We start from the raw sequence: 18,250 nt of genomic DNA, 5'->3' as shown, positions 1-18,250 counted from the left end.
AGCTCAGTTGCCAACCGTGACGGTTCGTTCTTCTTCACGCTGGATGGTGATACTGCCACCGGCATCTTGCACCATCGAGGTGACGGAGATCCAGTTTTCGTACGGCGTGTCGGGGCGCGTCTTGATCACCACCACGCGATCTTCGGGCCGTGGCTTCCCTTTGAAGTGCGTGGCCAGGCGACCAGGCAATTCCGGGGCACGAACCGCGGCGCCATTCAGGACGATGCCGCTCTTGGTGACCAGGATTTCGGTGTTCTCTTGCTTCTGCTCGGCCTTGGTCTGCTGACTCGAAGGAATGTCCTGCTTGCGGCCTCGATCGGGTTGTGTCGACGCGCAGACGAGAAAGAACACAATGAGATTGAACGCGATATCGCCCGTGGCGACAGCGGCCGGTTCAACCATCAGTTTGTTCATTCCGCTGCGACGCATGGGGGAGCGGCCAGGGGCTAGAGGTTAGGGGCCAGGAATTGAGGATGAGGGGGCTGAGGTTCGAACAGGCTCAGCGATGCGTAGTAATTGGCGGTAACTCGGCATCGGCTATTTCACGTCCCGCGACTGCCAGTTGGAACGTCACCGCTTCAATTAACTCGGCTGCGGACTCTTGCACGTCAAGCACAAAGCCGTTGATGGCACTGGTGAAGTAGTTAAAGGCCACGAACGCGGGGATACCGACAATCAGTCCAAGCACCGTCGTAAGGAGCGACACCATGATGCCCCCGGCTGCTGCTTCGACGATGTTCTTCTCACCCATGGTCGCCACGATTTCGGCGAATGAGGTCACCATGCCGGACACCGTGCCAAGAAAGCCGAGCATCGGTGCCGCGGAAGCAACGGTCGCCAAAATCGGCAGATGCTTTTCCATCGCGGCCACAATATGAACCGAGTACTCATCCATCCCCTTGGTCACTTGCTCTTCAATCTTGGCCGGATCGTAGCCGAGGCGTCGAGCGATAAGATACTTGCGCAGGCCAGCGCCGAGAATCGCAGGGACCGGACCCTTGTGACGTTCGACCAACTGCAAGGCTTCTTCGATTTGGTCGTCTTGCATCAGCTTGAGGACTTGCGAACGGAGCGTTTCGTCTTTGGTGTTCAGCATTTGCAGAGCGCGGTACCGCTCGATGATCACACCGAAGGCGAGGATGCCGAGAAAGAGAATGGGCCACATGAAGATGCCACCCTCGATCATGTAGCCCAGCGCGCCGGTCTTGGTCAGATCGTTGACGAACTTAGCAGTGCCCGTGAGCTCTTCGCTTTTGGCCTTGTCGTCGCCGTCGGAGGATTCGCCTTCACTCTTCGCAGCATCGCCGCCCTGCTCTTCAGCATTGCTTGCCTTGGCAACTTTGCCGCCGGGGGTTTTGGCCGCAGCAGCGGCATCGGCGGTTGGTTCCGTTGCCATCGCCGGATCTGCGGTCTTTGGTGCCGTGGGTGCAGGAGATGCCGGCGCGGCAGCAGCAGGCTTGATTCCCTTCTGTGCTTTGGCTTCATCGGCCAGGATATCGTCGACTTGACCGGCGAGGGCCAGCGTCAGAAGGAGGGTTGCAAACGTCATGAGCAAACTACTTATCAAAAATGTTGGAGTTCCGGCTTTAGCCGGTTTCATGAACGAGGAGCTAGAACCGGCTGAAGCCGGAACTCCAACTTACTCATCCACGCTATTGGCTTCGGCTTCGAACTGATTGAGCATTTCGGGCAGGGCGAGGCGGCCACGTGCGTACTTGGCAGCTTCGCTTTCCTGATGCTTCCAGCGGCAGTTGTTGTAGCGAATGAACGCTTCGCGATTGCTGCCACCCATGCGGAAACTTTCGCCGGCCCAGAAGAGCGAATCGGCACACAGCGCGTCATCGGGGAACAGCTTGGCAAAGGCATCGAAGCTCTTACCGGCCACGAGGTACTTCTTGTTCTTGTAGTAGCACTGGCCGACACGGAACGCCATCCGCGGCGCGTGCTGGTGAGCGTTGAAGCGTTCGAGGAACTTCTCGCCAACTTGCGCACTGATGTCGTACTTCTCGGTCTTATAAAAATAGTCCGAGATGCGAATCATCACGTTCGGAATCAGCGGGCTCTTGGGATGCGTGGCGGCGAGCGTCACGTAAGCTTCGAGGGCCTGATCGAAGTCGCCCGCCTCTTCGTAAGTCTGCGCCAGTTTGTACTGGGCATCGGGGGCGAGGGTGTGATCGGGGAACTGCCGCAGGATCATGTCGTAAGAACGAATGGCTTCGTCCCACTGACCGAGTTCCTGGGCGAACTGGCCGAGCAAGTAAGCGACGCGTGGTGCGTACTTGGGATCGGGATAGTCTTCCATCACTTCCCGCAAGATGCGCCGGCCCGCTTCCAGGTCGATCTTCTTTTCCTCATCGCGGCCGAGTGTCTTGTGGCTCTTGAAGAGCTCGAAGTAACTTTCGGCGACGCGGAACTTGGTTTCGACGGCCAGGTTCTCGTCGTTGAACGTCTTGCTGAAAGCAGCGACCAGGCCATCGGTGCCGACCACGACAGGCACTTCAATTTGCAATTCCAGATCGCCCGATTCGGTGCTGGCGGCGAGGTCTTTGTACTTCACGACGATCGTGTCACCGAAATACGTTTCGATGATCGGGTCTGCTGGATCGAGATTGTCGACCTTCGGCGTATCGACGGCCTTCAGCTGCAGCGAACCGGTAAAGACGCCGCTGTGAGCGAGCGTTTCTTCGAGGCTAACCGTTTCCTTCTCGCCCAGTTCGGTCGTGATGACTACTTGGGCCACGTCGCGAGCATCGGAGGCATCGAGATCGGGGTCGGTGACCTTGAGGAACAGTTTCTCGCCGACGTGTAGCTGCTCGAGTTCCTTTTCGTAGTCGCGGTCAGTGCAGACGAGCACACCGTTCGAGATCAGGCGACCCTGAGCCGAGAGTGTCTTTGCTGGGCCATCGGGACGGCGAGTATCAGCATACGAGGCAGTGACCAGATCCTTGCCAGTCAAATTCAGCACATGCGTGACGAGATTCGCACCAGCAGTAGCTTCTGTCGCCTCTTCGCTTAGTTTGACTTTGCCGATGAGATTGCGCGGCATGGCAGTGGTGAGAGCAACCTCGGCTGCACTGTTCTTGCCGCCCAGTTGCAGAATCACCTGACCGACGAAGCGACCTTCTTCCAAGGCCCAGTCGCCATCGACTGTGGTCGGGATGTTGGAAAGTTGATTCGAGATTTGGCAGAGCACTTCGGCCGTGGCGCCGTCGCTGGTGGCCAGCTTGACTACCACACTGCTACGGCTGTCCTTAGCGGCATCGGGGTCAATCACTTCGACGGTAAGCGGAGCTTCGAAGGCCACACCGCTGACTTCTTTGCCTTCCTTCGGCGGCAGCACGACGGTTCCCGGAGGAGCGTTCGAGCCCTTCGGTGCGGGTACCACGCGAGTTTCGAGCACGCGAATCTTGGCTAGCGAAGGCTGCGTCACATAGACGGCCGCTTCACGCGGCACGCTGTGGCCGGGGAACGTGTTGTGCGTGTCGAGATAGCGGATGTAAACACGGTCACCCATCTTCACCGCCAGTTTGCCGGCAGCCGCTTTGGGGTCTGCACCGGGAGCGACCGTATCGACTTCCTTGGTGAAGATGCCAGTGTTTTCTTCCGTTTCGACGGCGACGAGTTCAATGGGCTCGCCATCGTTGACGACCACTTGCAACCTCACCTGGTCGCGCTGATTGGTACTGTCTTGATCGTAGTCGGTCACTTCGACGGTGATCCGTTCGCCGGGATCGATCCGCTTCAGTTCCTTGCGAATGTTCTGGACCTGACCGTTTTGTTGACGTTCGAAGTCGTAAGCAATCGCGTGGATCGAAGCATTGAAGTAAGTGGCTTGCAACTTGCTTGTGAGGAGTTGGCTGCCACCTTGCTCGTTGAGGGTTTGCTCATCGGTGTAAGTGCCGACGACATTGTCGCCAGCGGCAATCTCCAGCGAGTTGTTGCCGGCGAGTGCAAGCACGTCTTCTTTGGTAGGAATGTGGACCAGGGCCGGATCGGCGGCGGCAATCTCGATGTTGCCCAGTTCGATCGCTTCGCCCAGGTACTCGTGGCAAGTGAAGCGAACGTAGCGCAGGCCTTGCTCGGGGAAATGGAATTCCCAATCGTTGCCGACGGTGATCAGACTGGCTCCCTTCGCCGGGCGAAGGGCGAGCGCTTTGATATCGACGAGACCTTCACCCTTAATCTCGATCGGCTTGAGCACGACCGTGTGCTTGCCGGCCTTAGCGAACTGCAGGCGAGCGATGCGCTCGGCGCGGTAGGTTGCCCAATTGCCAGTATCGGGAACTTGCACCGTCGCGGCGTGGCCATCGACTTCAATTTTGTACGAGCCGCCGGGACCCGCATGAGCATGCTGAGTCCAGACTTCGTAGATGCCGGCTGCGGGAACTTCCACTTCCCAGGTCGCGGTATCTTCGGGCGATTGCCAGAAGCCGATGTGATCGACGTTGGTCACTTCCTTGGTAACACCGAACTTTTCGGTCTTCTTGTTGAACTTGGCTTGCTCCAGCAGCAGCGGAATGTTCCCTTCGTTGGGAAGTGCAGTAGCGGCTACTTCAGCGGCCTTCTTCGCGGCGGGATGCTCCAGGTCGAAGTCACTGGCGCGGAAGGGAATGAGCGTGATCTTGCTGGTATCGAGATCGGCACGGGCAATGAGTGCTTCGACCGGTGTCTGACCGGCTGTTGACGCTGCGAAGATAGTAACGTCGTGTGTGCCCGCGTTCAGCCAAATGTCGGTGGTGCGACCATTGCCACCGAGCGGCAATTCTTCGCGACCATTCACGGCCAGTGCCGTGCGGTTGCCATTCACCTGCAGTCGAACTGCCCCATCGCGAGGCTGCACCAGCTTACCGTGCCACATCACCGCGAATCGCTTGGCCGAGTCTTCTTGCTCGGCGGGACGAACCCAGCGAAGTTGTTCGGCATCGGTCTCTTCGATGGCCTTGCTGTTTTTCCAAAGGGCGGCGATTTGATCCCAGGTGGTGTAACTGGTGAAGTCGCCGTTGTAGACCTTCTGCTTCATGCGACCGGCGTCGCCAGCCGAGGGAAGCATCGGGCGTTCTGGCTGGCTGGCAATGCGGAACCAGAACTCGCCATCCTGGCTGCCGAACAGATCGCCACGCACTGGGGCTCGTTTGGTGGAATCGGGCACGCCGAGCCGCACACGGGCAGTCTTCTTCAGGTCCTTCATGTCGATGGTGAGTGACTTGGGAGTGCCGCCATCAGGCTGGCTCATCCAAGTGCTTTTTGGGTCGCGGTCGATGGCCATCAGCGGGCTGTGGTCGATGGCGGTATCCGTCGCGAGCGCACCGGCGGGCAGCTCACCCGTCGTGGCATTGGCTTCGAAGATGCCCGTGTGAGGACCGGTTTCCTTGAGCTTGACTTGCACCTGGTCGCCACTGTCGGCGGCCAGTTTGACGACGATTTCGTCGGCATCGTTCGTCAGGTCGCGGTCACCGTCTTTCACTCGCAGATACACCGGGTTGCCCGGCTTGATCTGGTTGGCAGGACGAACCTGCGAGCGACGCGCGTCGCCATCTTCTTCGGCCGCTTCGCGGGCGAGGGCTTCGCTGAACGACTCGGCCTGCTTGTCGACGATGGGGTTGCTCGCCATTTCGAATTTGGCATCGGAAGCAACACGAATCTCCACATCGGAGAGTGGGACGTTTTTGAATTCGCTCTTGAACTCTTCGGGATAGTCGCACTTGATGACGTCGTTGCCGGTCAGTTGCAGCACGCGATCGTCTTTCGTGGCTTGACCCAAACGCGTTTCGACATCCACGCGGAACAAGCCCTTGCCCGCGCCCGAACCGGTGAGATACACCATTTCGCTATCGCCGCCGGGCTCGGTAGTCACTCGCACCGGAATCCGATTGTGACCACGGCTGATGCCCAGGTCGCTATCGTGCACGACGATCGAAAGTGCCATGCCCGGCACGTGACGCCGCTTGCTGGCGCGGCCCAAGCGACCGACGGTGCGCAGCAGGTTGAGTTGGTCGATGTAGCGCTCTTCAGCACCGTACACTTCGGCCAGGTTGAACAGTGCCTGATTTGCTAGTTCGACATTCGGCACGCGTTCGAGCACAGCGCGGAAGATATCGCGGGCTTCATCGCGATCGCCACGACGGAAGGCGAGCACACCGCGGAGGAACTCGGCGCGGACGACAACGTCAATCTCGGTGCTGCGGGCCAGCTTGTCGAAGACCGCTTCGGCCTGGTCGTAGACTTTTTGTGAGAGATAGGTCTCGCCGATACCGAACTCGCCTTCAATGGCTTGCGGTGTTTTGGCATAGCGATTGACGACGGTGGTAAATTCGCTGCGGGCAATGTCGTACCGCTGGGCCTTGTAGAAGTTGCGGGCCAGCAGCAGTTGCATCCGAGCCTTCACGGTGTCTTCGACTTGCATCGATTCGCTGAAGGCGATGAGCCAGCCGCGCAGGATCTCTTCCACCTTTTCGTGATTGGCGTCGCCGCCGCCGGCGATCAAGCGATCGCAGACGAACATCAGCAGATCGGGCGGCAATTGATTGCGGTTGGCGTCGAACAGCTCTTTGTTGGCCAGGTAAGCATCGAAGGCCAAGCGGTCGTCACCCAAGCGGAAGTAGAGGGCGGCTTGGAGCAGCGGCGCGAGCGGGCTGGAGTCGTCGATGGTCAGACCCACGGCTCCCATGCGGGCCAGCGACTGCGTGGCCAGATCGCGCACCGCCTTTTTGCGAGGCTCATCGACATTCGGAATGTTCGCGAGCATGCCCGTGGCGAGCGTCGCCGCCGAGAGAAAGTCTTTGCGACCGACGGCTGATTGCACGAAGGGCGTAATGCGGTCGAAGTCGTACCATTCGTTGCCCACGAGTCGCGTGAACTTTTGTAGATCGAGCAGGCGTTGAATCTTTTTATCAGCGGCGACGGGTTCGTTTTCGAGCAGGGCCAGCGCTGCGCCGGCGGCGGGTGGGTAGAGTTGCAAATTGCGAATCGCTGTGAGGACGCGAGCCTTGTCGGGCTCGGTCATCATCATGTTGGCACGAGTGCCATCGAGCCAGCCATTGACCATCCACATGTCGAGATCGGCGGCGCGCAACGGGCGTTCGGCCTGGCGAGTCTTTGTTTCCTTCAGGATGCGCTCGAAGGTGGCCAGGTCATTGGCAGCGAGTGCATCGGCGGCCTGCATGAAAGCCCAACGACCAAAGAAGTCGGTATCGTGCTTGATTAAATCGGCAAGGAGCGGCGCGCGCTGAGCTGGTTCTTTCAACCGACCGAGCAAGCGCAGGGCACACTCGCGGGCTTCGGGGTGTTGGCGATTGAAGGTAGAGTACTGCGTCCACCAGGCAACCGCTTCGTTCTCGAACTTGTGCTTGACGAGCATGTCGCCAATACCCGAAGCATATTGCGGATCGGGGCCGTGCTGCGTCGCACAGGCTTGAATCCATGCAAACGCTTGCTTCACCAGTTCTGGATCGTTGTTCTTGTCGCCAGCAATCATCAAACGACGCCAAATATCGCCGTTCGAGGCTTGCGCTGGAAACTTCATCCAATGCTGCGCCGCCGGCTTGGCATCCTCTGGCTTGCCGTAATCGACGGCGGTCTCAAGCCAGTAATAGGCGATTTGCTGATCGGTGGGGAACTTCTGGGCGTACTGCGTATAAACGCGAACTTGCTCGCCGCGCTTGTTGCCCGGGGCATAGTGGCGGTAATAGTCGGCCTGCGTTTGCAGCAGAGCGCGAGCGGACTTTTCGTTCAGCGTGTTGAAGACTTCGGGCTTGAGCAGGTTGATGCGAATGGCTTCAGCCTGGTTGGCATTGCCGCCCCGCTGTTCCGTCCACTGGGCGATGAGAGGAATCGCGTCGCTCTTCTTCAGTTCTTCGGCGACGATCGCGGCGCGATCTTTCAGATCCTTGTTTTGGCGAATGGCGACCATCCAGTTGCGAACCCACTCGCGAATGTTCACTAGGTGGGGATTCTGCTGACGAGCTTGCAGGATGAGCGCCAGGTCGCTTTTGAATTCGTTGTCGTCGGCTGCGTTGCTCAGAAGCCATTCGATGGCCCCGGCAGTGTGACCGTCGTCGGTCGGCGATTGCGAAATCAGCTCACGGGCCATTTGCTTGGCCTTGGCGAGATCCTTCACGCGATCACGGAATAGGTCAAACGCCAGGACATAGCGCAGGTAGTACGCGCCTTCCTTATTCTGACTCAAGGCAGCCCGCAGCTTTTGCTCACTGTCGGCCAGTTGCGCCGGCTCGATGCCGTTCTCGCGCACAAACACCGAGGCATTGCCGTTGAAGGCTGGCTCGAGCGGCAGGAGCGAAGCGAGAATGGCGACACCGCGAGGCTTATCACCGGCGGTGATGTAAGACGCCGCGAGATACGACTGCAGCTGCAGGCGATCGGGCCGCTGCGGATACTTCTGCACGTACTGATCGACGAGCGGTTGCAACTGATCGGGCTTGCCGCCACCGTGATAGAGCCGATAGACGTGATAGAAGTGCGAACTCTGATCGTCTCGCAGCGAGCGCGCTAGACGCAGGCTCTCGGCCGAGTTGGCATGCTGACCAAGGTTGCCATGATTCTCGGCGAGCCACAGGTGAATCTGTCGCTGACCCTCGGCATCGCCGGCGAGGCCCTTTTGCAACAGTTTGTTACCGACGACCGAAGCCTTGGCCCACTGACCGAGTCGGCGATACTCGTGGAACGAGTGGAGGCCAACTTCTTTGGCAAACTCGCCAGCGGGCAACTTGTCGAGCATCTCCTCGCTTAACGTGGCGGAAGCAAGAATTTCTTCGCCATTCAAACCGCTGAAGAGTTGAATCGCTTGCACGCCATGCCGCCGACCGACTTCGCTGGCTCCCTGGCGAGTCCAGACCGCACGGCTGGCCTCGGCGGTTGCCTTGCGATCTTCCATTTGGCTGAGCGCGGCGGCCAGTCGAACTTCGATGTTCGCCACTTCGGGCGAAGTGGGATAGCGCGCGAGGAACTGCCGGCAGGCAGCGCCCATTTCTTTGTTGCGCGAGAGTGCTTCCAGGCCGTCGAGCAGCTTGAGCATCACGGCCTGATGACGAGCGTCTCCCGCATGCGCCGAGGCGAACTGCTGGCCAACTCGCACCAGGCCAAATAGGCGACCTTCGCGATGGTAAAGCTCGACGAGCTTGAACATGGCCTCGGCCGCTTCGGGCGAAGTGTCTTTGTACTTGCCCAGTTCCGCTTCGAGCGACGAAGCTTGCTTGCTCACTTCATCCGTCACTGCCTCTTGGTTGGCAGTGGCTGGCATGGGTGCAGCCGGTGCTTGAGCCCAGCCGTTGCTGAATGCCAAGGACCAGCCGAAGGCAGCAATCACCGCAGAGGCAAGTGGGCGACGCATACGAATATTCCTGACAGAAATTAGGAGCGACTGAGCGGTGGGCAAGGCAGGGATTAGAAGCCCGCTTTGGCGAGAGCTTCCGAGATCTTCTTGGCATCGGTGGCGAGCGGGCTTTCGGGGAACTCGCTGATCAGCTGATCGAAGCGGCGGCGAGCATCCCCTTTGCGTTCCATGCGATACAAGCAACGGCCATAGTTAAACAGAATCACATCCAGAAACTTGGCATCGGGATGGTTGTTGAGGACCGTCTCGAAAGTATCGACGGCGCGGGCGTAGTCCTTCTGCGTGTAGTAGTAGTTGGCCATCTTCGCGACGGCTTCACCCACGCGACCACTCTCGGGGTACTGATCGTAAACCTTCTTAAATTCCTGGAAGGCTCGGTCCTGCATCTGCGAAGCTGATGCAGGGTTCGGTGCTTTGGTCGCCATCGTTTCGTAGCATTCAGCAATGCCGAACTGCGCTTCCCCGCGTAGCTGGCTGGTCTTCATCGCGGCCAGGCGCGAGTAGATACCAATGGCTCGCTGCAAGTCGCCACCTTTGCGGGCGACATCGCCGAGTTGCAACATGGCGTCATCGACAAAACCGCTGCTGGGAAACTCGTTCTGCAACCGCGAGCACATGGCTGCTGCTAAGTCGAGCTTGTCCATCGCGAAGTAGATGTTCCACAGTTGCACGTAGGTTTGTTCGAGCAACGCGCCTCCCAGCTTGCGAGCCTCGTCGGCGATATCGTCACACACGTCCAAAGCCTGATCGTACTTTTCGATGGCCTTGTCCTTGAGCCCGAATTCTTTGTAGCGATTGCCAATCTGAGTCAGCGCATCGGCCGTTTTCAATTGTGTTTGCACGCGCAGTTGCTGATCGGTGATTTCCGCCTTTGTGACCCGAACGCCGCCGATGTTCCCTTCGAGGCAAGCAACGCGGGCTTGTACATCGCGAACCCCGTCTTTGAAGTGAACTTCGTCGAGGTACTTCACGCGCACCTGATCGCCGGGCAATGCCTGCAAAATTTGATCGCCAGCGATGGCCTCTTCGGCCTTCACCAGCACCACCGTTGCCTGGAACAGCCCCGAGTGGAGTGAGCCATCGTCAACGGGTTCTTGGTTGCTCGTTGTTGCGGGAACCGCTTCGGCGGAGGTCGTGGGGGCGGGAGCTTCACTCTTGGTTGCCGGACCAATGGGTTGTTCGCCAGAGCGAGTAGGGGCTTCGCGCGAAGCGGCACTGATGGCGGGTTTGGCTTCGGTGAGTGTGAGGTCGAGCTTATCGACCAGCTTGAAGCGATCGAGTTCAACTTCGGTCGTTTCTTCATCGCCGGCTGCGGGAACTGCGGGCTTGCTCTTAAGCGCCGCGATCTCAGCTTCGATCTCGGTTTCCGACTTTTGGCGATAGACTTCGACGACGGCTTTGATGGTGTCCGCACCATCGGAAACATCGCGGTCGCCGTCGTTGATTCGCACATTCACGGTCTTGCCGAGCACCACGCCGTTCACCGTTTCGGCGAAGGCACCGTCGGTAACGGCGACGTTGGCCGTGCCGACGATTTGCACTTCGCGATCGACTGGAACCTTCAGCTTCTTGTCGGCGGTGTGCTCGTCGGTGTAGGTCACTTGCACCTTGTCCCCGCCGCGCACATCGAGCATGCCGTTTTGCTTGCGAGGCTTGCCCAGGTGCGAGGGAATGCTGCCTAGTACCAAGCGCACATTGCGCCCTACCGGGAAGCACTCAATGTCTTCTTCATCACCACTGGTGGTCTTGGCCCGGACCTTGATCGTTTGGTTTGGTTCGAGCACGGCTAGATCCGCATCTTCGATCTTCAGGAAGAAGCGCTTGCCCGCTTCCAACTTGGAAGATTGACCGGCTTCACCACTGAGGGTGGTGCCGACTTTTTCCAGAGCTTGAATCGCACGGCTGTAGTGACCGAGCTGAAAGTGGCCGAGACCAATGTAGTAGTAGGCTTCGTTGACTTGCGGGCTGACGGGAAAGCGTTCGATCACGTCGCGCATGATCTGAAAGCTTTTGCCGTAGTTGCGGTTGTGATAGAAACAGACGCCCAACTTGAGGGTCGCTTCGGCCCGCTGTTCTTCGCTGCGGTTGTCTTCGGCAGCGGTTGCTTCGAAGTGAGGACGGGCCCGTTCGTAGGCTCGTTCCTTATCGAGAAAGTAGTTGCCCAGTTTCAGGTGAGCATCGAAGCGGAACTTGCTGCGTGGGTAGCGCTCGATGACCGACTTCCAGATCTCGACCGCTTTCGAGCCTTCGTCGGCATCGACGCGGGCATCGCCCGCCTCGATCAGCTTCTTGGCGAGGCGATCTTCGACGATCGACCCGCGGACAGCCGCATCTGGCTCGACAGGGGCTGGCTTTTCTTGGGCACCGACCAGCAGCGGGAAGCTAAGACAAGCGAGCAAAAACCAGGCGACGACAGGGCGCGGCATGGGCAACTTCCCCACTGAAAAAGGGTCTTCGAGGACGCAAGGTAGGAGGGGTGATCGTCAGGCGGGAAATCGGCGTCCTACGCTGCCAACGGGTGGCAAGGGTGCATCACGCTACGTTATTTGCCGGTGGAGGGGCCGTCAAGCATCGCTAACTGTTTCTGCTTTCCCAGAGCGCAACGTCGTTGCAGTCGTTGTGATATGACTTGAGACCCTGCTGGCGTTACGCAGAATCGGGGGAAGGGGGAAGAAAGGATGGCAGGGGTGACAAAGAGGCAGCACATCCGTCCCGTGCAACAAATGTTCAAACAACAATTGTCTTGACATCAGTTGTGCTCTGACGATGATGTGGGAATGCTCGGCCTTCCTCTACTCGCCGCCGGTGATGCCCAGACCGAGTCCTTGCTGCTGCGCGTGATTCTGCAGTTGGCAGTCATCGTCGCGGCCTCGCAAATTGGCGCGCGAGTCGCCCGCTGGTGCCGACAACCGGCCGTCGTGGGCGAAATCGCGGCGGGACTGCTGCTAGGCCCTTCGCTCTTTGGCTGGCTCTTCCCCACAGTTGCCCAAACGGTCTTCGCGCCCGAGACGACCAGCGTGATGCAAGTCCTCAGTCAGCTGGGGCTGATCCTGCTCCTGTTCCTCGTGGGCCTGGAATTCGACTTCTCCCATCTCCGCTGGCATGGCACCGCTGCCCTCGCGACATCTCTCACGGGAGTCGTGCTGCCGTTTGCCTTGGGGGCCGGTCTCGCCCCGGCCATCTATCCGTACCTCGAACACGTCAACGGTGGGCCCGTTTCGTTCTCGGGCTTTACGCTATTCATGGGCATCTCGATGTCCATTACCGCGATCCCGGTCCTGGCGCGGATCTTGATGGAACTGAATATCGTGCGCACGCGCATCGGCGCAGTAACCATGACCGCCGCTGCCGTCGACGATGTGATTGGCTGGACACTGCTCGCCGCCGTCTCAGGGTTGGTGCGGGCGAATCTCGGCCAGGAAAAGTTCGATCCCTGGCGAGTGGTCCAAATGGCTCTGTGGACGATCGTGTTTGTGGCGATCATTGTCTTCGTGGTGCGCCCACTAATGAAGCGGCTGCTGAAATTTTGCTACACGGGCCGCGACAAGAGCGATCTCACGCCGGGCGGACTGGCATTTGTGTTGGTCGTGTTGTTTGTCAGTGCGATTTGCACCAGCCTGATCGGCATCTTTGCGATCTTCGGGGCGTTTCTGCTCGGTGCAGCACTCTCCGACGAAGAGCCGCTGCGCAAAGGACTCGGCCGCGAACTGCGCGACTTTCTCTCGGTCTTCTTCCTGCCGATTTTCTTTACCTACACCGGCCTGCACACCAATATCGGCAGCCTAGGGACTGCCACGCATTGGATCATCTTGGCCGCGATTCTCGCCGCCGCGATCTTTGGAAAACTCGGCGGCTGTTCGCTGGCCGCTTGGCTCGGCGGCTTTAAACCCCGCGAAGCACTCTGCATTGGCGCAATGATGAACACCCGCGGCCTGATGGAGCTGATCGTCATCAACGTCGGACGTCAGCTGGGGGTCATCCCCGACAGCCTTTTCTGCATGCTCGTCCTCATGGCCATCATCACCACGCTGATGACGACTCCCCTCCTCCTCTGGCTCTCGCCGGGAACCGAACTAGAACCTTTCATCGCGAAGAGCTCGCTGCGCGGATCAAGGCTGGATTGCTGATCACAGCGCAGCGAGCGAGCCTCAGACCGAAAGCACCCTGCGCACTCGTGGCAACCCCCGCCGCTTCTAAACCCTAGCGTCGGTGAGTCTTTGGCGAAGAGCGATTCAGCTACTTCCGCAGGCCATTGCTCGCCTTAGACTCCTGACCCCAATTCGCCAGCCATTCGATTGCCTGCAGGCTTGAAGTAGCTGCTCGGACTGGCATTTCGAATCGCTATGAGGTTTGTGAACAACCGCCGATCATGAGCCCTGGGGTCGGGAGTCTATGGCGAGTGAAGCGAACTCCACTCGCTGGATCGCTCTTCGCCAAAGACTCGCCGACCCCCGTTAACCCGGTCGCAATTCCGAATCAATTCAACTTCGCTGAACACCCCCCTGCTCAACCGATTCGATAACTTTTTGACACGATTTTTCGCCGTGATCAATCGAATCTAAGTTTATAACCTTAAATTACTTGTGATAATTTCATGGAGGTTATTAAGCGATTTCTTGATAACCACTTGATAACAGCCTTTTAGTGGGGGATGCTCCTGTGGTGATAACCAAGGCGACCCGATAACCTCCGAATAGCAAGGGCAAGCACGCCTCCCTTAGTTTGCAGCGACCGCTCACGGCAAATTGAGCCCCTGCTGCGCAGCAGACTGTAACTTTTCACCAGATTGGAAAAGATCGGTCTCGCAATTCCGTCGCCAGCAGCGCGCAAGGACACACCGAAAGGCCGGGCAAAAACTCGACCTTCGCAGCAGCTTGCACTCATCGGAAAATTATTCCGACATGCTGATCCTTTGTCAATTATCTATTAATATTAAAAACCCGGGGTCGGCGAGTCTTTGGCGAGAGGCGACCCGGTTACTTCCACAAAACATTACTCGCCATAGACTCCTGACCCCAATCGCGCAGACACTCCATCGGCCTTCCCTCGCAAAATCGGAGGCAAAGCGAAGGCCGTAAAGGTCCACGAACAGCTGCAGCCCCAGAGCCTGGAGGTCGCGAGTCTTTTTGCAAAAAAAGATTGACGCATCAGCATAATCCGATACGATGATTCTCGGTGATGCGCTCAGCCGCACGCCTCCCGCCCGAGGATCCTCTCCCATGCTGACCTGGTTCTGCGGACCCCAGAGCACCGATTGCACCGGCCTCAGCCGGCGTGACTTCGTGCGTATTGGGGCCCTCAGCTTGGGCAGTCTGGCCTTGCCGCAGTGGCTCGCGGCGAAAGATGCCAGTCGCCAGCTCAACTACTTCCGCAACAAGTCGGTCGTGTTGCTGTTCCTGGGTGGCGGCCCCAGCCACATCGAAACCTTCAATCCGAATAGCGATGCACCTGCTCCGTACTGCAGCATCACAGGCGAGGTGAAGTCTTCGGTTCCGGGCATCTCCTTCGGTGGCACTTTTTCGCAACTGGCCAGCCACGCTCACAAGATGGCCTTGGTCCGCTCGTTCACGCATCCCATCGGCGATCACGTGAAGGCGATTGCCCACGTGTTATCCGGTGGCAGCGATCCGCTCGGCGATGGCAAAGCGGGCTACAGCATGGGTTCGGTCTTTGCACGCATTCGCGGGGCCAATCATCCCGATAGTGGTCTGCCCACTTACTCGCTCCTCACGAGCGATGAAGTCGATGGTCAATACTCCAGCGAACGAAGCCGCATCGCGAATGGCTCGCGCCCCGGCTCACTGGGCCTGGCGAACGCGCCGTTCGATCCCAACGGCGGCGGCACCCTGCTGAAGAACATGCAGCTGAAGCTCTCCGCCGAGCGGATCGACGACCGCCGCTCGCTGCTCGGGCAACTCGATCGGCTGAATCGCGAAGTCGATGCTTCGGGCGCCATGCAAGGGCTCGATAAGTACGAACAGCAAGCGCTCGACATGGTGCTTCGCGGAGCCGGTGATGCCTTCGATCTGAAGAAAGAAGACAAGCGACTCGTAGAGCGTTACGACACTCGCGAGTTCCGCGTCGGCAAGAAGGTCTTTCAGCCTTCGTCGCTCGGCAAGCAGATGCTACTCGCTCGTCGTCTGGTGGAAGCTGGCTGTGGCTTCGTCACCGTCCAAAGTTCAGGCTGGGACATGCACGCCGATGGGAACAACCCGGGTGTCGCTGCCGGCATGGAAATGCTGGGCCGTCCGCTCGATAAAGCCGTCTCGGCGTTCCTGCAAGATCTCGAAGACCGCGGCCTCAGCGACGATGTGCTACTGATCATCACGGGCGACTTCGGGCGCACTCCCAAGGTGAATGCCCGCGGCGGACGCGATCACTGGGCACGTCTTTGCACTCTGGCCCTCGCTGGTGGCGGTCTCAAAATGGGGCAGGTGATCGGCCAAAGCAGCCGCCAGAACGACGTGCCCGATACCGATCCGATCTCCACCCCCAACCTGATGTCGACCGTGCTGCACACGCTGTTCGACGTCGGCCAACTGCGTCTCGATACCCGCATCCCCCGCGAACTCACCAAGCTCGCCGAAGATACACCGCCGAAGATACACCGCCGATTAGTCAATTGTTTTAGTTTCCCTCTCCCCTCTTTAAGTTCGAAGTTTGTAGTTCGAAGTGAAGAAAGAGCCAGTTTAGCGGCTTTGTATTTTAACCTTGAACTTTAAACCTGAAACCTTGAACCATTAACTACGAACTTCAAACTGCGAACTTCAAACTAATTCCCCCTCCCGGAGCCTCGCCATGCTTGAGCTATCTTCCAGCCGTCGGTATCGCGATTGTGCAGGATCGAATCGCCGCGACTTCTTGAAGGCCGGTTCACTCAGCCTGGGAACGATGGGGCTCGGGGCGTTATCGCTGCCAGGCTTGCTGCAAGCTCGGGCTGAAGCGGCGGCCAATCAGCGGGCGGTGAAAGACACGTCCGTCGTGTGGTTGTGGCTCGGCGGTGGTGCCACGCATGTCGAAACCTTCGATCCCAAGATGACGGCTCCGTCGGAGTATCGTAGTGCGACCGGCGAAGTGGCCACGAACCTGACGGGCGTGACGATCGGCGGCACGTTGCCGAAAATCGCGAGCGTGGCCGACAAGATGGCCTTCGTCCGTTCGTTCGCGCACACCAACAGCGGTCATGCCGGCGGCACGCACTATGTGATGACGGGCTACGACAATCGCAAGGTCGATAACGGCGGCGTGCCTGATCGTCCGGGCTATGGCTCGATTCTTTCGCGTGTGCGCGGGGCCAATCATCCGACCACGGGCATGCCCACGTATGTGCGCATGGGACAGATTCGCCAGGGAGATGGCCCGGCGTTTCTTGGCCCCTCGTGCGGCCCCTTCGATCAAGAAGGGCAGGCTCGCAAGAACATGAACATGTCCGTTCCCGAAGAGCGAATGGCTGAGCGCCGCAATCTGCTCAGCACGCTCGACACTGCCAATCGTACGCTGGACAAGAACGTCGATATGGCGGGCAAGTCGAAGTTCGAGCAGCAAGCTTTCGACTTGATGTTTGGCGCCGCGAGCAAGGCGTTTGATATCTCCCAAGAGAGCAGCAAGACCCGTGCGGCCTACGGCGATAACCTCGGCAAGCAAATGCTGACCGCTCGTCGACTGTGCGAAGCAGGCTGCGGCTTTGTGACCATCGCCTACGGTGGCTGGGACATGCACGGCACCATCGAACGCTCGATGAAGCAGCGAAGCCCGCAACTCGACCAGGCTGTTTCGGCCTTCGTCGAAGACATCTATCAGCGGGGACTCAACGAGAAGATTCTACTCGTCATCTCGGGCGAGTTCGGTCGCACACCACGCATCAACAAGAACGCTGGCCGCGATCACTGGGCACCGCTGAGCACGCTGGCCTTGTCTGGTGGCGGCTTGAAGATGGGGCAGGTCGTGGGCGACTCTGCTCCCAAGGTTGACGTTCCCGGGACGCATCCCATTCGCCCGCAAGATCTGATGGCTACGATCTTCCACGTGCTCGGCATCGACCCGCAGGTTCAGTTCATGAACCCTGCAGGCCGCCCCGTCTACATGCTCGACAAGGGGAAGCCGATCAGCGAACTGGTGTAGCACGCAGGCTGGGCTAGTGGCAAAGACCAAGCACCCTTGAGTTCGCAGTTCTGTAGAACGAACTGCGAACGGACCGCTAGTTCTCCATTACTTCCGACTCTCGGCCCTTGGCCATGTCGGCAGCGGCGTTCTCGTACTTCTTTGTCAGCTCTTGAATCTCTTCCTTCAAGCTCTTGCATTCGTCTTCGCTGAGGAGCTTGTCTTTTTCTTCTTGCTCGGCTGCCTTGTTGCCATCGCGGCGCACATTGCGAATGGCGACCTTGGCTTCTTCGGTCAGTTCTTTGATGCGCGCGACCAGCTTGCGGCGAGTTTCGGTGGTGAGCGGCGGAATGTTGAGGCGAATAACGCGGCCGTCACTCTGCGGCGCGAGGCCCAGGCCGCTGGCGATGATGGCCTTTTCGATGTCCTTGATCGTGCTGGCGTCGTACGGACGAATCACAATCTGCTGAGGCTCCGGCGCACCGACCGAGGCCACCTGCTTCATCGGCGAGAGCGAGCCGTAAACTTCCACCTTCAGCGAGTCGACGAGGCCGGGGTTTGCCCGCCCCGTGCGTACGCCCGCCAAGTGGTTCTTCAGCACGCTCAGGGCCTTGTCCATCCGTTCTTCGGTGTCGAGCAAAATATCGTCAGCCGGCATACAACCTACCTCAATCAAGAAATCGTCAACTGTCCGTCGCCTACTCAATATCCTATCGCTGGCTCTCGTAATTCACCACCGGGCAGAATCCGATCGAAAACCCTGGACGGTCCGATTTCGTCTAGATTCCGATTTCGTCTAGA

At 58.9% G+C, this 18,250-nt stretch carries 8 protein-coding genes; 3 read left to right on the top strand and 5 right to left on the bottom strand.

Going from position 1 to position 18,250, the window contains the following annotated elements; genetic code table 11:
- Positions 1-3: 3 nt before the first annotated feature.
- From NA78x_RS01325 to NA78x_RS01310, 4 genes are all read right to left on the bottom strand, one after another.
- A complete protein-coding gene (locus NA78x_RS01325) occupies positions 4-414 on the bottom strand; it encodes an ExbD/TolR family protein (protein ID WP_425616616.1) in 411 nt (136 codons plus the stop codon).
- Positions 415-499: 85 nt separating this feature from the next.
- Positions 500-1,549, bottom strand: a complete 1,050-nt coding sequence (locus tag NA78x_RS01320) for a MotA/TolQ/ExbB proton channel family protein (RefSeq protein ID WP_425616615.1) — start codon at positions 1,547-1,549, stop codon at positions 500-502.
- A gap of 90 nt (positions 1,550-1,639) precedes the next feature.
- Positions 1,640-9,346 (bottom strand): tetratricopeptide repeat protein, encoded by a 7,707-nt coding sequence (locus NA78x_RS01315; RefSeq protein ID WP_425616614.1) that lies wholly within the window; start codon positions 9,344-9,346, stop codon positions 1,640-1,642.
- Positions 9,347-9,399: 53 nt separating this feature from the next.
- Entirely contained in the window at positions 9,400-11,775 is a 2,376-nt protein-coding gene (locus NA78x_RS01310; RefSeq protein ID WP_425616613.1) for a tetratricopeptide repeat protein, read from the bottom strand.
- A gap of 351 nt (positions 11,776-12,126) precedes the next feature.
- On the opposite strand from NA78x_RS01310, the gene NA78x_RS01305 reads away from it, so the two are divergent.
- From NA78x_RS01305 to NA78x_RS01295, 3 genes are all read left to right on the top strand, one after another.
- A complete protein-coding gene (locus NA78x_RS01305) occupies positions 12,127-13,476 on the top strand; it encodes a cation:proton antiporter (RefSeq protein ID WP_425616612.1) in 1,350 nt (449 codons plus the stop codon).
- A 1,092-nt stretch (positions 13,477-14,568) separates the two neighbouring features.
- Complete coding sequence (locus NA78x_RS01300) at positions 14,569-16,071, top strand: DUF1501 domain-containing protein (protein WP_425616611.1); 1,503 nt, start codon at positions 14,569-14,571, stop codon at positions 16,069-16,071.
- 76 nt (positions 16,072-16,147) lie between these two features.
- Complete coding sequence (locus tag NA78x_RS01295; RefSeq protein WP_425616610.1) at positions 16,148-17,470, top strand: DUF1501 domain-containing protein; 1,323 nt, start codon at positions 16,148-16,150, stop codon at positions 17,468-17,470.
- 76 nt (positions 17,471-17,546) lie between these two features.
- Here the strand turns inward: NA78x_RS01295 and frr are convergent, their stop codons facing one another.
- Positions 17,547-18,107, bottom strand: a complete 561-nt coding sequence (frr, locus tag NA78x_RS01290) for a ribosome recycling factor (protein WP_425616609.1) — start codon at positions 18,105-18,107, stop codon at positions 17,547-17,549.
- Positions 18,108-18,250: the final 143 nt, after the last annotated feature.

It is taken from the genome of Anatilimnocola aquadivae (genome assembly GCF_049819085.1).
GTDB lineage: Bacteria > Planctomycetota > Planctomycetia > Pirellulales > Pirellulaceae > Anatilimnocola.
Note: the sequence above shows the minus strand (reverse complement) of the source record. Positions and strands in the feature narration are given on the sequence as shown.

Coding starts and splice junctions, on each gene's coding strand:
- NA78x_RS01325 (WP_425616616.1), bottom strand. CDS start 414: ATGAACAAACTGATGGTTGAACCGGCCGCTGTCGCCACGGGCGATATC.
- NA78x_RS01320 (WP_425616615.1), bottom strand. CDS start 1,549: ATGACGTTTGCAACCCTCCTTCTGACGCTGGCCCTCGCCGGTCAAGTC.
- NA78x_RS01315 (WP_425616614.1), bottom strand. CDS start 9,346: ATGCGTCGCCCACTTGCCTCTGCGGTGATTGCTGCCTTCGGCTGGTCC.
- NA78x_RS01310 (WP_425616613.1), bottom strand. CDS start 11,775: ATGCCGCGCCCTGTCGTCGCCTGGTTTTTGCTCGCTTGTCTTAGCTTC.
- NA78x_RS01305 (WP_425616612.1), top strand. CDS start 12,127: ATGCTCGGCCTTCCTCTACTCGCCGCCGGTGATGCCCAGACCGAGTCC.
- NA78x_RS01300 (WP_425616611.1), top strand. CDS start 14,569: ATGCTGACCTGGTTCTGCGGACCCCAGAGCACCGATTGCACCGGCCTC.
- NA78x_RS01295 (WP_425616610.1), top strand. CDS start 16,148: ATGCTTGAGCTATCTTCCAGCCGTCGGTATCGCGATTGTGCAGGATCG.
- frr (WP_425616609.1), bottom strand. CDS start 18,107: ATGCCGGCTGACGATATTTTGCTCGACACCGAAGAACGGATGGACAAG.